The following is a 14351-nucleotide window of genomic DNA, read 5'->3' on the forward strand; positions in this document are numbered from 1 at the left end:
ACAGAGAGGAAAACAATGAACAAAGAAGAAAGAAGAGCTGCTGCGCGATTAAAGCTGGAGCGGTTCAGAAAAGGAAAATTTTACCGTATAATGTACGAAAAGGGTGTATTGTACTTTATACTTTCGTTTCTTATCCCTTTTTCCATAATGCTTTATGCGTTCGGAATGTTCGGGATACACCCCTTTGGAAACAGACAGATACTTGTAGTTGACCTGTGGCACCAGTACTACCCGTTTTTCAGGGTAGTGCGCGAGAAACTCGTGAGCGGCGGCTCGTTCCTGTATTCATGGGAAAACGGACTTGGCACAAACTTCCTGTCGCTCATATCCTACTATGCGGCAAGTCCGCTGAACTGGCTTTCGGTATTCTTCGGAGAGGGCGGAGAAAGGGACGCGCTCACATTCATACTTGCGGCAAAGATAGGCTTTGCAGGAGCATTTTTCAGCTCGTTCCTGAGATACACCTACAGGCGCAGGGACTTCTCAATATGTATGTTCTCCGTGGCATACGCCCTTTGCAGCTATACTCTCGGATATTACTGGAACGTCATGTGGTTCGATACGGTAGCGCTTTTTCCGCTGGCAATGCTGGGAATAGTGATGCTGTGCAGAGAGGGCAGGTGGAAGATATTCACGCTCAGCCTTGCGCTTTCGCTCATTGCGAACTACTATGTCGGATATTTTACATGTATATTTTCAATATTTATGTTTGCGGCTTCAAGCATTATCGAATGCAGAGGGATCAGGGACTGGTTCAGGAAACTGCTGCTCATGTTCCGTTCATCGGCGCTGGGCATAGGTCTCGGAGCGTTCATGCTGCTCCCTGCATACTTCGGTCTTAAACTGACCTACAGTGCAAACAACTCCATGCCAAAGGAAATATCCTTTTATGAGGACTGGAAGAAGATATTCGGAAATCTCCTTTCGTACAGCGAGCCCACAAAGGTGGACGGACTCCCGAATTTCGCCTGCGGAATGCTGGCAGTTATGCTGTTCGGAGTGTTCATCTTCGCATTCGGCATAAAGATAAGAGAGAAGATAGCAGCTGTAATAATGCTTGGCGTTATAGCCGTCAGCTGCAACATGAATATCCTCAACTACATATGGCACGGATTCCATTTCACCAATCAGATACCCTACCGTTTTGCGTTCATATTCAGCTTTGTGCTTGCTGCGGCGGCATTCAGGGCTTATGACGTCATACTGACGAGGGGCATAAAGATATATCACCTTGTACTCATGCTCATAGCTCCCTCGGCTGTCTTTGTGCTGTACAAGATATCCCGGGGCGTTGACTATAAATTTGAAGGAGCCATAAAGAGCTCCGCTATCATCGCAGGAGCATTCTGGCTCATATTCGTGGCTGCAAAGGTCTTTCCGTTCAGAACTCAGAGGACGCGTAACATTCTCATGACCTTCGTGCTTGCTGCGGCAATGTTCAGCGAGTTCATAAGCAACGCGCAGATAGGCGTGCAGACCGTCGATACCACCAGCTACACCGAATATCCTGCAACATACGACGACGTTGAGGCTCTCCTGAAATATGAGAGGGAGAATGACAAAACGCCCTTCTACAGGACGGAGATGACTCAGACCTACACCCTCAACGACAGTGCGCTCTACGGCTACTACGGCCTTTCACAGTTCTCGTCGGCGGCAAACGTTTCGGTCACGACTCTCTGCAAGAGGCTCGGACTTTACGCCTCCGAGGCAGGAAACCGCTACTACTACAGGACTTCCACTCCTGTTGTCAATTCCCTTTTCAGCATAAAATACCTTGTGAAAAAGGGTGGAGTGCTCAACTCCGAGGACTGGGTAATGGAGGATATCCGTACAGCAGGCAGCTCGACGCTTTACAGGAACCGCTATCCGCTGTCAATGGGCTTCATGGTAAGCGAAAAGGTGCTTGACATGGAGGACAGCAGCACGGCTAATCCCTTTGAGTACCAGAACAGCCTTGTGCGTCACCTCACGGACAATGAGGAGGAGTTCTTCGTTCCGCAGCCCGTGGCTCTTGCAGAGTACGACGGCCTTGAGGTCTCAAAGAACGGCTACGGCAACTACACCTTCCAGAACAATACGGAAGAGCCTACAGGCAGCGCTACCTACACCTATGACTGTATCGACGGAAGCTACATTTACGGCTATGCCAACGGTTCGGGCGGTACCTGCGACCACCTCGAGATAAAGTGCGGCGAGGATACCATAGATTCGGGCAAGCTCATCGAAAGCTATCCTATCGTGTTCCCTATGGGCAACGGTCAGGCAGGTGAGGAGTCCACAGTAAAGATAACCTCCAACGAGAAGCACAAGACAGGCAACTTCAAGCTTATGGTCTATGCTCTGAAAAAGGAGCGTTTTGAGGCGTTCTACAATGACTTGGCCGATGAACAGCTGGAAATAGACAAATTCACCGACCGCAAAATAAGCGGTAAGATAAATGCTCAGAAGGACGGAGTGCTTTTCCTGTCGATACCCTACGAAAAGGGCTGGAAAGTATATATCGACGGCGAAAGAGCCGAGACCTTCAAGGTATTGCAGGCCATGCTCGGTGTAAAAGTCGGCAGCGGCGGGCATGATATCAGGATAGAGTACACTCCCGAGGGCTTTGCACCCGGAGTTACCATAACATTCCTCAGCGCGGCGCTTGTGATATTCATCACATACGCCGAAAGAAAGCGCAGGATCCGCCGTAAGGAACACGCTGCGGCAATACAGCGCGAAGCCGGGGAAAACGTCGATACCTCCACCTACAGGCAGGGAGCGGCTATATACGATCAGTTCGGCATTCCCCACCCCGATGACCATATCGGCAGAGTCGAGGACTCGGAGGTAGTACTTTACGACGGGCGGGCTGCTGCTGAAAAGGAGGCGGGCAATGCGGAACCTGAAAGTGACCATAGCCTACAGAGGCACTAAGTACCACGGCTTTCAGCGCCAGAACAACGCTCTGACGGTGCAGGAGGTGCTGGAAAACAAGCTTTCAAAGGTGCTGAACGAGCCTGTGACGGTAACAGGCTGTTCAAGGACAGACACGGGAGTTCACGCGAATATGTTCTGCTTTAACGTAAAGACCGTCAGCAATATAAACTGTCTCGGCTTTTGCAGAGGTGTGAACGGCGAGCTCCCCGACGATATATCCATTCTCAGCTGTGAGGACGTTCCGCTGGATTTCCATGCGCGGTACGACTGCAAGGGAAAGGAATATATCTACAAAATGCATTGCAGCGAGTCGAAAAATCCCTTTGCAGCGGATCTTATGCTGCATTACAGGAGAAAATTCGATATCGAGGCTGCACGAAAAGCCGCAGGATATCTCGTGGGAACCCACGATTTTTCATCGTTTTGTGCTGACTGTACAAATGTTTCCACCACCGTAAGGACTATTTATTCTTTCAAAATAGAAAATAGTGGAGATTCTGTGATAATGCTTGTAAAAGGCAACGGTTTTTTGTATAATATGATTAGGATAATTGCAGGCACTCTTATCGACGTGAGCGAAAAAAGGATAGCTCCCGACGATATACCTGCTATACTTGCCGCAAAAGACCGCCTTAAAGCAGGCAGAACGGCAATGGCTCACGGACTGTATCTGAACCGCGTGTTCTACAGCGAGGAGGAGCTTCTTAAAGAGACATAGGAAAAGAACAAAAAGGAGGTGCCAGCTTGCCTAAGGTTTATGACGCCGAAGATATCGTCGATCAGAAAAATCGGATGAAGCGGCGAAAGCGACAGAGGCAGTTGATCTGTATACTGCTGGCAGCAATTATCGGAACAGGGCTTTATTTTACCCGCGATAAGTGGTATAATAAATTAAGGGGCATAGGAGAACAATACAGGACCATCGTCAACTCGGGTCAGCTGGCCGAGGGAAACTTCCCTATAGAGGTCAGCGGCGGAGCGGATTACCAGCTAAGCCTTTCGGGCAGCAGGATGACGCTCCTCAGCGATACGTACACCTATTACTATGATACTGACGGCGCTCTTCTCAAGCGCAGACAGCATACATATACGAATACGGTGCTTCGCAATGCGGGCGGACGGACCCTTGTTTATGAACAGGGCGGAAACGAGCTCAGTGTGGAGGACGAGGATCAGATCTTCTACACCAAGACTTTCGCAAAAAACCAGATACTCTTTGCTGATATCAGCGAGGAGGGATATGCAGCAGTAGTAACTACTTCTGAAAATTACAGCTGTGAACTGGTCGTATATGACAAAAGGGGTGAAGTCATATACACAAGAAAATGTATCGAGAGAGCCAGCGATCTGAGCTTCATTGACGGAAGCAGGGGCTGCGTGCTGAGCTATATCTCAGCTGAAAACGGCCAGCTCGTTACAAAGGTGCAGAAGATCAGCTTCAGTGAAAAAGATGAACAATGGACATCCCCAGGACTTAATACATTCGGTCTCAGAGTCTGCGGATATGAAGGCGGTGCCTTCGTACTCGGATCTGAAGCCTGCGGTTATGTTGACCGCAGCGGACAGATCAGCTCATATTATTCATATGACGGAGATTTCGTCGCAGGCTCAAGTGAGAACGGCAATTCAGCAGTTATAGTAAATAACGAGGATAGAAGAAAATACGTCATGGCTCTTTTCAGCGGCGAAAATGCCGAAGCACTCGTCATTGAGCTCGAGGAGCCGTCAATTGACGTTACCATTTATGAGGATCTTGCATACGTAATGTGCCAGGGAAGGATAATGGCATACGATTTCAACGGCGGACTCCGTTCCGTGGCTGATGTAAGCGACTCATATACAGGCTTTGTACGCAGTGATGATCATATTTTCCTGAAGGGCTATAATAAAATAGATCGTATAGATTATGAAAGCTGACTCTGATCATTGATCAATTAATTACCCGAAAGGAGGCAGCGCCGTAGGTAGCACGATACGGCGCGAAGCGTATGGGAGAACAATTTTGGTGGTTTTACGATGTTATCGTAGCAGCAGTGGTCCTTATTTGTATTTTTCTGACTTTAAGGAAAGGGCTTCTTAAAGCCTCGGCTGCAATAGTCGGCTATATCTTTGCTGTTTTTATCAGCTTTTCGCTGAGTACGACGCTTGCAGGCAGTATAGCTGAAAGCGCATTGTACGGAAGCAATGTGAAAAAAATGAATTTTACTATCGCAGAGAACGATTATGCTGCGGAGTTATGTTCCCAGATAAACGGTATGGGATACTATGTCACAGTCAACCGCGATAAGATAGAGCAGTTCTATCTTTCGGGAGAAGATGTGGACCACAAGATATACGATTATATCAGGCATATGAACAGCAAGCAGCTGGACGACGAGGAGACATTCACCGTTAAGCTCCATGACTGTTATGCCGTATCCGCAAGCAATTTCATAGCAAAGAAGCTCAGCCCGTATTCAGCGGAATACGCTGCCGAGCAGATAAGAAAGAACCCCCAGAAATACTGGCAGTTCATGCAGCTTTTAGGTGATGAGTACGATACAAAGCCGGCCGCTGAGTTCCTTGTAAAGAACTATGTCCAGCCGCCGTACACGACTTTGATAAGACTTATCATATACCTCATAGCATTTGTGGTACTGCTGCTTATTTTCCTTGCAATAGCTCACTCGTTCAGCAGGAACGACCATACGGAAAACGGCTTCTTTACCGTATCCCTGAGAGTTATCATAGGTGTCGGCAAGGCGGCTGCGATAATACTTGCTATCGCTGTTATAATACGTCTCAACGTGATAACGGGCAACGACAAAATGCTGTTCTTCAATCACGAGGCGATAGACAAGACCTATATCTTTAAATATTTCTATTCCTTTATAAGGACATGGTAATCATAAATATACCGTTCATACCGTAATGACGGTCGGAACGGTCATAACTAACTACAGGAGGAACTGCCTGATGATAATGTGCAGTAAATGCAAAAAAAGACCTGCGGTGGTGTTCATCACCTCTGTTCAGGGCAACGAAAAGAAGAATGAGGGACTCTGCCTTTCCTGTGCGAGGTCGCAGAATATCCCGCAGATAAAGGAATATATGGATAAGCTCGGCATCACCGACGAGGAGCTTGACCAGCTCTCAGACCAGATGCTCGGTATGCTCGACGGAGACAGCTTTGAAATGGGCGGCTCGGGCGTACTTCCCGACTTTATCACGAATATGTTCGGCGGCAGTGACTCTGACAGCGACGGCGGCGACAGCAGCAAGGGCGGATTTGACCCGAGAAGCCTCTTCGGGAACAAGAAGTCCGATGACGACAACAAGGACAGAAAGAACAGCCCTTTCGGACGCGGCAAGGACAAAAAGCCCAAGGAGCCAAAGTTCCTGGGAAGCTACTGCACCAATCTTTCGCAGAAGGCTGCTGACGGAAAGCTCGACGCCATTATCGGCAGAGACATGGAAATAGATCGTGTTATACAGATACTTTCAAGACGTACAAAGAACAATCCCTGTCTTATCGGTGAACCCGGTGTAGGTAAGACGGCTATCGCAGAGGGTATAGCTTTGCGTATTAACGAGGGAAACGTTCCCTTCAACCTTGCCGACAAGAAGCTTTATCTTCTCGACCTTACAGCTCTCGTTGCCGGAACTCAGTTCCGCGGACAGTTCGAGAGCCGTGTAAAGGGACTTGTTGACGAGGTAAAGCGTGAGGGCAATATCATACTCTTTATCGACGAGGTGCATAACCTTGTGGGCGCAGGAGACTCAGAGGGCTCAATGAACGCCGCAAACATCCTCAAGCCTGCCCTTTCGAGAGGCGAGGTACAGGTAATAGGCGCGACTACCTTCGGCGAGTACAGAAAGTACATCGAAAAGGACTCCGCCCTTGAAAGACGTTTCCAGCCCGTTACAGTCAACGAGCCCACTATCGAGGATACAGTAAACGTCCTTGTGGGCATAAAGAAGTATTACGAGGATTTCCACAGGGTACACATATCCGATTACCTTGTGAGAGTCTGTGCCGTACTCTCAGAGAGATACATCACTGACCGTTTCCTCCCCGATAAGGCCATAGACCTCATGGACGAGAGCTGCGCCTATGCTTCCATACGTTCGCCCGAGATAGGGGAGTACGAAAAGAACAAAAAGGAAATAAAGGTGCTTGAGGATATGGAGAGATCCTTATCCGAACAGGAAGAAATAGATTATCAGGCTCTTGCAGAGGTCAAGGGCAAGCTCATACACCTGCGCGATGACGGTGAGGAGCTCAGGAAAAAGGCTGACAGCGTAAATGTTGAGGAGTCCGACGTTACAAAGGTAGTTGAGCGCTGGACGGGTATACCTGCAAGCAAGATAGCAGAGAATGAATTCCTCAAGATAGCAAGACTTGACGAGGCTCTGAAAAAGAGAGTCGTCGGACAGGAAGAGGCTGTAGGAGTCCTTACAAAGGCTATCAAGCGTACAAGGGTACAGCTCAGCAAACGCCGCAGACCTGCGTCCTTCATATTCGTTGGACCTACCGGCGTGGGCAAGACAGAGCTGGTAAAGGTACTTGCGGAGGAGCTCTTTGACTCGCCCGATCCGCTTATCAGGCTTGATATGACGGAATATATGGAAAAGCACTCGGTTGCGAGAATGATAGGCTCGCCTCCCGGATATGTGGGCTACGACGAGGCAGGACAGCTCACCGAAAAGGTGCGCCGCAAGCCGTATTCGGTAATACTCTTCGACGAGATAGAGAAGGCTCACCCCGATGTAATGAATATACTCATGCAGATACTTGACGAGGGCAAGGTGGACGACGCTCACGGAAGAACGGTAAACTTTGCGAATACTATCATCTGCATGACCTCAAACGCAGGCTCTACCGACAAGAGCATAGGCGTTGGCTTCAACCGTACAGAGAACGAGATAACACGCGAAAAGGCCATGAAGGGTCTGAGGGATTTCCTCCGTCCCGAGTTCATCAGCCGTATCGACGAGATAGTTGTATTCAGGGATCTCACCAAGGAGAACTACGCCGATATCGCAGCTCTTACTCTCGACGAGATGAAAGAGCCTCTTGCCGAAAAGGATATAACTCTCGAGTACACAAAGGAAGCTCTTGAGCTTATCGCGGAGAAGTCCTTCGGAAAGCCATACGGCGCAAGAGATATCCGCCGTGTTATCCGTCAGGAGATAGAGGACAGCATTGCCGACCTCATAATAGAAAAGGCATCAAGCATAAATAAGATAGTTATATCTGTCAAGGACGGTGCATTTGCCGTTGAGGGCAGAAAGGAGAATACAGAAAATGAAGCGTAAGATCATGGCGGCGCTGCTTTCAGTGCTGGTTGCGGCGTCCCTGACGGGGTGTCTTTCGGACGGCTCCTCAAAGCCCGAGGAAAAGGAAAAGACTACAGTTGGAACTGTCCCGAAATCGGACGAAAAAACGGACAACTCCCAGAACGGCGGCAATAACGCCGCATCGGGCAGCAACGGCGAGATAACCGAGAGCATGGAGCTCATGAGACTCAAGTTTGCAGATGTTCCCGAGATAGAAAGCGGTCCCGAGCTGAAAATAGCAGACGTTACCGCAAAGCCCGGAGATATAGCAGCCGTTACGGTATCTGTAAAGGGTACGGGCGATAACTGGAACAACTGCGGTATCCATATAACCTACCCCGAGGTGCTCAAATGTCAGCTCGAGAACGAGGAAACACGCGACGTCAAGTACGAGCCGGGTCCTGCTATAAAGAAGAATGCAGGCTTTGTAGCTATGGAATGGCAGGATAACCTTGACGAGGAGCTCATCAGGAATCACGAACGTTCACTGTTCTTTACCGCCATATTCTGGGACAGCGCAGGAACGGACGGCGATATAGCTACGTTCTACTTCAAGGTGCCCGACGACGCAAAGCCCGGAACGGTCTACGACCTCGGATACTTCTTCATGGATTCGGATATGTTCAGAAATGTCAGCGACGATATCTCATATGAGAAGTATACCTTTGAACATCTCCAGGGCGGCAGCATTACAGTAAGATAAATTTAATACGTATTTATCGGGGAAAACCTTTCTGAGGAAAGGTTCTTCCCCGAACCCCTTTCCAAAGACTTTTAGCTGAATTTTTCCGACACAGGACGACCATGAAAGATCGATAAGCGGCTTTGCTGCTGTTGGTCGTCCTATGTCGGAAAAAATCAAATAAAGGCTCGGGAAAAGATACGAAGAGACCTTCTTCAAATGTTTTTTCTCAATAATAATAATTAAATTTATATAAACGTAATGTTATGCAGTTTCAGACTGCAAAAGAAAGGAAAAAATACAATGAATAAAAAGGAAACAGCAGAAATAAAGAAGAATTTCTCCGATAAAAGCGGATTTTTCATTATGGAGCGAGTTCTTACAGCGTTTATCGACGCGGATAAGAACGTAAGATACCACAATGTAAGCTCCTGTCTTACCATGCCTGTGGAGGAGCACGATGTTTACGACGAGACTTTGAAAAAGGTCCTCAACACTAATGTAGGCAAGGCTTTTGTGGAGTATGAGTTCCCCAATGAAGCCTACGACGAGGGACAGCCGCAGAATATCCTTTATACCCTCCTCACCTCCGAGCTCAAGGACGATATCGCCTGTGAGGAGTTCCTCAACCATATCGCCAATAATATCGCATACACAGGCCCTTTCGCGGTGATAACCTCTTACTGTACATATACTATCCGCAAAAAGGACAAGAACGACGAGTTCGCAGAGGGCGATGACGAGATATACCGCTATATCCTCACGGCTATCTGTCCCGTGAATACAAGCAAGGACGGCTTTATATTCGACAGCGTCGGAAACGAGATAACCAAAAAGGTCAATACCGAGCTCATTATCAGCAAAGCTCCCTCGGACGGCTTCCTTTATCCTGTTTTCAGCAACAGGAGCTCCGATATCAATCACGTTATGTACTACACAAAGAATGTGAAGTCGCCGAACGTTTCCGTTGTGGAAAACGTGCTGGGCTGCAGCTTTGTTATGTCGGCTGAGAGCGAGAAGAACAGCTTCCAGAGCATTCTCAAGAACGTTGTTGGCGACGACCTTGACTATATGCTCATAAAGACCGTAAACGAGAAGATACAGGAGGTCGTTGAGGAGAACAAGGACGATACGGACAGAGTCGTTATCGACAACGCAAAGCTCAGGGATATCCTTGTTGATGTGGGACTTCCCGAGGAGCGCGCGAATATGGTCGAGCCCGTATACGAAAAGGTCTGCGGAACAGCTCCCCTTACGGCTGCCAATCTTGTAGAGACCAAGACCGTTCTCACCTCCCCGGGTATCACTGTGAATATCAAGCCCTCAGCGGCGGATAAGGTACGCACAAGCGTGGTAGACGGCAGAAGGTGTCTCCTTATTGATATCGACGACCCGACTATCGAGATAAATGGGCTGCCTGTTACTCTGTAACAGCTCTTAGCCGTTAGCACGGACGCCATGTTGGCGTCCGTTTTGTTTTGTTTGCAGGCTGCCAAAGGCAGTCCCTACAGGCTGAAAAATCCCTCACAACAGTGAGGGATTTTTTCAATGATTCTCTTTTATAGCCGCCTTTGCCTTGGCAACGATGGTTCGGTCGTTTTCGTAGGAAAGAATATTTGCTGCGTAGGATATATCCACCCAGCGTATCTCTGCTATCTCTCCCTCCTGCGGTGAAAAATCCACATTCTTCGCCTTTGCAAGGAAGTAAACGACAACCTTTACGGTGTCCTTTTTGGGTGAATAGGTCACCGTTTCTCTGAATGTCGGGTCAATAATTACGTCGATCGAGGTCTCTTCCATTATCTCACGACGAGCAGTCTCAATCTCGGTCTCGCCATTTTCAACGTGTCCTTTCGGAAAGGACCAGTGACCGCTGTTGATATGCTTTATCAGCAGAATTTCCGTATTGCCGTGGTATTTCCTGTAGACAATCGCGCCGCATGATTTCTCGTGAAGCATATATTATCCTTTCTTGCCCCTGTTTTTAGGGCAGAATAAAAGCAGTTCATTAATTTAAATGCCGCTTTTTTATGTAGTTCACAATTATTATAGCATATTTTGTCTATTTTGTCTATACCTGACTTTGTAAATTTGTAATGAATTTTATCATAAATGGTTGTCAAACAGGCTGTTCTAAATAATTGTTTTTCTGAATATGATTACATAAACCAAACTTCAAGGAGGTCGACCTTTATGGATCTGAAACTTACAAAAGAGACAGTTCCTGCGGCAGAGATGATCTATGACGGCTTGCAGGAACAGCCTGTCGAGCTTGACTATATTCTCCCCGATTACTGTCCCGACATATTCAGGCTCGTGCGCTGTGAGGCTTTTCCCGTTATCACTGAATGGGCGGTTAGCGGCGATAAGCTCACATACGAGCTCAGGTGCGATATACACATACTCTACTGCGGCGAGGACGGCAGTACCGTGCAGGCGGTGGATCAGCAGCGGAGCTTCACACGTACTGCGGAGCTTGGAAAAAGCGTGAGTTCGCCCGAGGTAAGGATAATTGCAAAGACGGGCCATGTGAACTTCCGTGCTGTCAACAAGCGCCGTATCGACCTTCGGGGAGCTGTTTCCGTGAAAATAAGCGTTGCAGGCGAGCAGCAGCAGGAGGTCATATCCGACGCTGAGGGGCTGAATATACAGTTGAAAAAGGTGCCTGTGAAGTATGCCGCCCAGAGGCTGAACGCCGTGAAGAACGTGCATATCGAGGAGGAGATAGAGCTCACGGCGGCTCAGCCCGATATATCGGGTATCATCAGCTGCCGTTGCAGTGCTTCGGGCTGCGAGATGAAGCTTATCTCGGGAAAGCTCCTTGCAAAGGGTGAGGCTGATGTAGAGCTTCTCTACGCAGGTGGCGGCGGCGAGAGCATGACTGTTGAGCCTATGAGCTTTTCTCTCGGTTACAGTCAGATAATCGACGTTGACGGGCTTGACGACAGCTTCGACTGTACTGTTTCCCCTGAAGTGGTCAGCTGCGATATAAGCATAACAGGCGGCAGGGACGGCGATAACCGCGTTCTGCGCTGCGAGGCGGAGCTGCGGCTCTGCTGCCGTGCAGTCAGGACGGCTACTGTTATGATAGCGGAGGACGCTTTTTCAACAGTGTACCCGTGCAATGTTGAAATATCCGACATAAAAGCCGAGCAGATACCTGTTGTCTACGATGAGAGCTTCCGTCACAGCGCCCGACTTGCGGCAGGGGACGATGTTCCGCAGAATATCTACGCAATGTGGAGCGAGCCCAAGAATATCAACGCCCACATCGGCGATGACGGGCGTTCTGTGGTCATAAGCGGTATGCTGGTATATTCTATGGCGGCAAAGGACAGAACAGGAAGTATGATTATGCCCGACCGCGAGGAGGCTTTCGAGGAAACTATCGGTCTTCCCGACAATATCGGCGGCTCCGAGGTAACAGCGGAGGTGAGAGTCCGCGAAACTTCCTACGATATCTCCGCTGAGGGAGTTCTTACCGCAAAGGCGGATATGGCTGTGAAGCTGTCCGTGTACAGTTCCGACTCCATAAAAGCGGTGACAGATATATCCGTTGATGACAGTTCCCGAAAGGAGAGGGACGGAGATTACGCAATAAAGCTCTATTTCGGCACTGAAAACGAGAGCGTGTGGGACATAGCAAAGCGCTACAGCACCAGTGTTTCCGCAGTAATGGAGGAAAACGAACTCACAGGCGAAAGGCTTGAAAGCGGCGGAATGCTGCTCATACCGATCGTATCCTGAGATTTAAGAACTAAGAGCTAAGAATTAAGAACTAAGAGCTAAGAAGTATATAATGAGAACTAAGAAATATCAGTTTAACTATCTTAGTTCATAGAGCTTAGATCTTAGTTCTGATAAAAAGGAGTATTGTATGGCTAAAGATATATACAGCGATATTGCCGAGCGTACAGGCGGCGATATCTACATAGGCGTGGTGGGACCTGTACGAACGGGTAAATCGACCTTTATCAAGAGGTTCATGGAGTCGCTGGTGATACCCAATATCAACAGCGAGTTCAAGCGTGAAAGAGCTCTTGACGAGCTGCCTCAGTCCGCCGCAGGAAAGACCATTATGACTACCGAGCCGAAGTTTATCCCCGAGGAGGCAGTCCGCATAGACCTCGGCGACGGAGCTTCCTTCAATGTGCGGCTCATAGACTGCGTGGGCTATATCGTACCCAGCTCTCTCGGCTATATTGAAAACGAGCAGCCCCGTATGGTAATGACCTCGTGGTTCGACGAGGAGATACCCTTTAATATGGCGGCGGAGATAGGCACTCAGAAGGTCATCACCGACCACTCCACTATCGGGCTGGTCATTACCACGGACGGCTCCGTGACAGATATCCCGAGAGAGGAGTATGAGGAGTGCGAGGAGCGGGTTATCCGCGAGCTGAAAGAGCTTGGCAAGCCGTTTGTGGTCATACTCAATACCGTTGACCCTGATTCTCCCGAGGCAAAGGCGCTTGCGGCAAGGCTGACTGACCGCTACGACGCGAAAGTAGTCCCCGTAAACTGCCTTGAACTGGACGAAAACGACATTCGCGGCATAATGCGGGAGATACTCTTTTCGTTCCCCATAAAGGAAATAAATATCCGCACGGCGCGGTGGATAAATACTCTCGGCAAGGGTCACTGGCTCAAGTCCGAGATACTGGACTGTATACGCAATGCGGCGAAGGATATACGGCTCGTCCGTGAAGCCGAGGACGCGGCGTCAGCCATAGCCGAGTGTCCCGATGTTGTAAAGGCGGAGATAAGCGGTATCGACCTCGGCAAGGGAGCTGTCACCATTACCGCAGAGCTTGACAACAGCCTTTTCTACAGGATACTCGGCGAGACAACGGGTATCGAGATAGAGAGCGAAAGCGACCTCATGCCGCTTTTGTCGGAGCTCAACGACATACGCCGCAAGTACAAGCGTATCGAGCCTGCACTTGCGGAGGTAGAAGCTACGGGCTACGGAATAGTCATGCCCGAGCTTGAGGAGATGTCCCTCGAGGAGCCGAAAATAATCAGACAGGGCGGCAAATACGGGGTGAAGCTCAAAGCCTCCGCTCCGTCAATACACCTTATGAAAGCCAATATCAATACCACTATCAGTCCTATCGTGGGTACGGAGCGGCAGTCCGAGGAGCTTGTGATGTATCTCCTTGACGGTTTTGACGACGACCCGAAGAAGATATGGGAGAGCAATATCTTCGGAAAGTCCCTGCACGAGCTGGTGAACGAGGGGCTACACAGCAAGCTGTTCAAAATGCCTGTGGACGCGCGTATGAAGCTCCAGGAGACTCTCGAGCGAGTCATAAACGAGGGCTGTTCGGGGCTTATATGCTTTATACTATGAAAAAAGGAGACCTTTGGTCTCCTTTTTTCAGCCGTTAGCTTGTAGGGGAGCCCGCCCACGGGCTCCCGAGAGTTA

The 14351-nt window shown here is 49.1% G+C and carries 10 protein-coding genes; 9 read left to right on the plus strand and 1 reads right to left on the minus strand.

Features of this window, described 5'->3' with window-relative positions:
• The first annotated feature begins 15 nt into the window (after positions 1-15).
• The 7 genes from IKW96_RS02140 to IKW96_RS02170 all read left to right on the plus strand — a co-directional run bounded on the left by IKW96_RS02140 (position 16) and on the right by IKW96_RS02170 (position 10354).
• The gene (locus IKW96_RS02140) at positions 16-2919 is read left to right on the plus strand and encodes a YfhO family protein (protein WP_296569771.1); all 2904 of its coding nucleotides are present in this window, start codon (positions 16-18) and stop codon (positions 2917-2919) included.
• Positions 2879-3640: a tRNA pseudouridine(38-40) synthase TruA gene (gene truA / locus IKW96_RS02145; protein ID WP_296569773.1), complete on the plus strand. Its 762-nt coding sequence runs from the start codon at positions 2879-2881 to the stop codon at positions 3638-3640. The genes IKW96_RS02140 and truA overlap by 41 nt, the downstream gene beginning before the upstream one ends.
• 26 nt (positions 3641-3666) lie before the next feature.
• A complete protein-coding gene (locus tag IKW96_RS02150) occupies positions 3667-4839 on the plus strand; it encodes a DUF5711 family protein (RefSeq protein ID WP_296569775.1) in 1173 nt (390 codons plus the stop codon).
• 71 nt (positions 4840-4910) lie between these two features.
• Positions 4911-5807, plus strand: coding sequence for a hypothetical protein (locus IKW96_RS02155; protein WP_296569777.1), 897 nt, complete (start codon positions 4911-4913; stop codon positions 5805-5807).
• Positions 5808-5877: 70 nt separating this feature from the next.
• Complete coding sequence (locus tag IKW96_RS02160) at positions 5878-8220, plus strand: ATP-dependent Clp protease ATP-binding subunit (protein WP_296569780.1); 2343 nt, start codon at positions 5878-5880, stop codon at positions 8218-8220.
• Positions 8210-8944: a cohesin domain-containing protein gene (locus IKW96_RS02165; protein ID WP_296569782.1), complete on the plus strand. Its 735-nt coding sequence runs from the start codon at positions 8210-8212 to the stop codon at positions 8942-8944. Before IKW96_RS02160 ends, IKW96_RS02165 begins: the two co-directional genes overlap by 11 nt.
• A 282-nt stretch (positions 8945-9226) precedes the next feature.
• A complete protein-coding gene (locus IKW96_RS02170; protein WP_296569784.1) occupies positions 9227-10354 on the plus strand; it encodes a DUF4317 domain-containing protein in 1128 nt (375 codons plus the stop codon).
• A 114-nt stretch (positions 10355-10468) separates the two neighbouring features.
• Here IKW96_RS02170 and IKW96_RS02175 read toward each other — a convergent pair whose 3' ends face one another.
• Positions 10469-10882: an NUDIX domain-containing protein gene (locus IKW96_RS02175; protein WP_296569785.1), complete on the minus strand. Its 414-nt coding sequence runs from the start codon at positions 10880-10882 to the stop codon at positions 10469-10471.
• A 234-nt stretch (positions 10883-11116) separates the two neighbouring features.
• Here IKW96_RS02175 and IKW96_RS02180 point away from each other — a divergent pair, with 234 nt between their 5' ends.
• A complete protein-coding gene (locus IKW96_RS02180) occupies positions 11117-12670 on the plus strand; it encodes an SPOCS domain-containing protein (RefSeq protein WP_296569786.1) in 1554 nt (517 codons plus the stop codon).
• Between the two features lie 130 nt (positions 12671-12800).
• Entirely contained in the window at positions 12801-14276 is a 1476-nt protein-coding gene (spoIVA, locus tag IKW96_RS02185) for a stage IV sporulation protein A (RefSeq protein WP_296569787.1), read from the plus strand.
• Positions 14277-14351: the final 75 nt, after the last annotated feature.

The sequence above is a fragment of the Ruminococcus sp. genome, assembly GCF_017549005.1.
GTDB lineage: Bacteria > Bacillota > Clostridia > Oscillospirales > Ruminococcaceae > Ruminococcus.

Excerpts from the sequence above, each read along its gene's own strand:
- IKW96_RS02140 (WP_296569771.1), top strand. The coding sequence starts at position 16 with ATGAACAAAGAAGAAAGAAGAGCTGCTGCGCGATTAAAGCTGGAGCGG.
- truA (WP_296569773.1), top strand. The coding sequence starts at position 2,879 with ATGCGGAACCTGAAAGTGACCATAGCCTACAGAGGCACTAAGTACCAC.
- IKW96_RS02155 (WP_296569777.1), top strand. The coding sequence starts at position 4,911 with ATGGGAGAACAATTTTGGTGGTTTTACGATGTTATCGTAGCAGCAGTG.
- IKW96_RS02160 (WP_296569780.1), top strand. The coding sequence starts at position 5,878 with ATGATAATGTGCAGTAAATGCAAAAAAAGACCTGCGGTGGTGTTCATC.
- IKW96_RS02165 (WP_296569782.1), top strand. The coding sequence starts at position 8,210 with ATGAAGCGTAAGATCATGGCGGCGCTGCTTTCAGTGCTGGTTGCGGCG.
- IKW96_RS02170 (WP_296569784.1), top strand. The coding sequence starts at position 9,227 with ATGAATAAAAAGGAAACAGCAGAAATAAAGAAGAATTTCTCCGATAAA.
- IKW96_RS02175 (WP_296569785.1), bottom strand. The coding sequence starts at position 10,882 with ATGCTTCACGAGAAATCATGCGGCGCGATTGTCTACAGGAAATACCAC.
- IKW96_RS02180 (WP_296569786.1), top strand. The coding sequence starts at position 11,117 with ATGGATCTGAAACTTACAAAAGAGACAGTTCCTGCGGCAGAGATGATC.
- spoIVA (WP_296569787.1), top strand. The coding sequence starts at position 12,801 with ATGGCTAAAGATATATACAGCGATATTGCCGAGCGTACAGGCGGCGAT.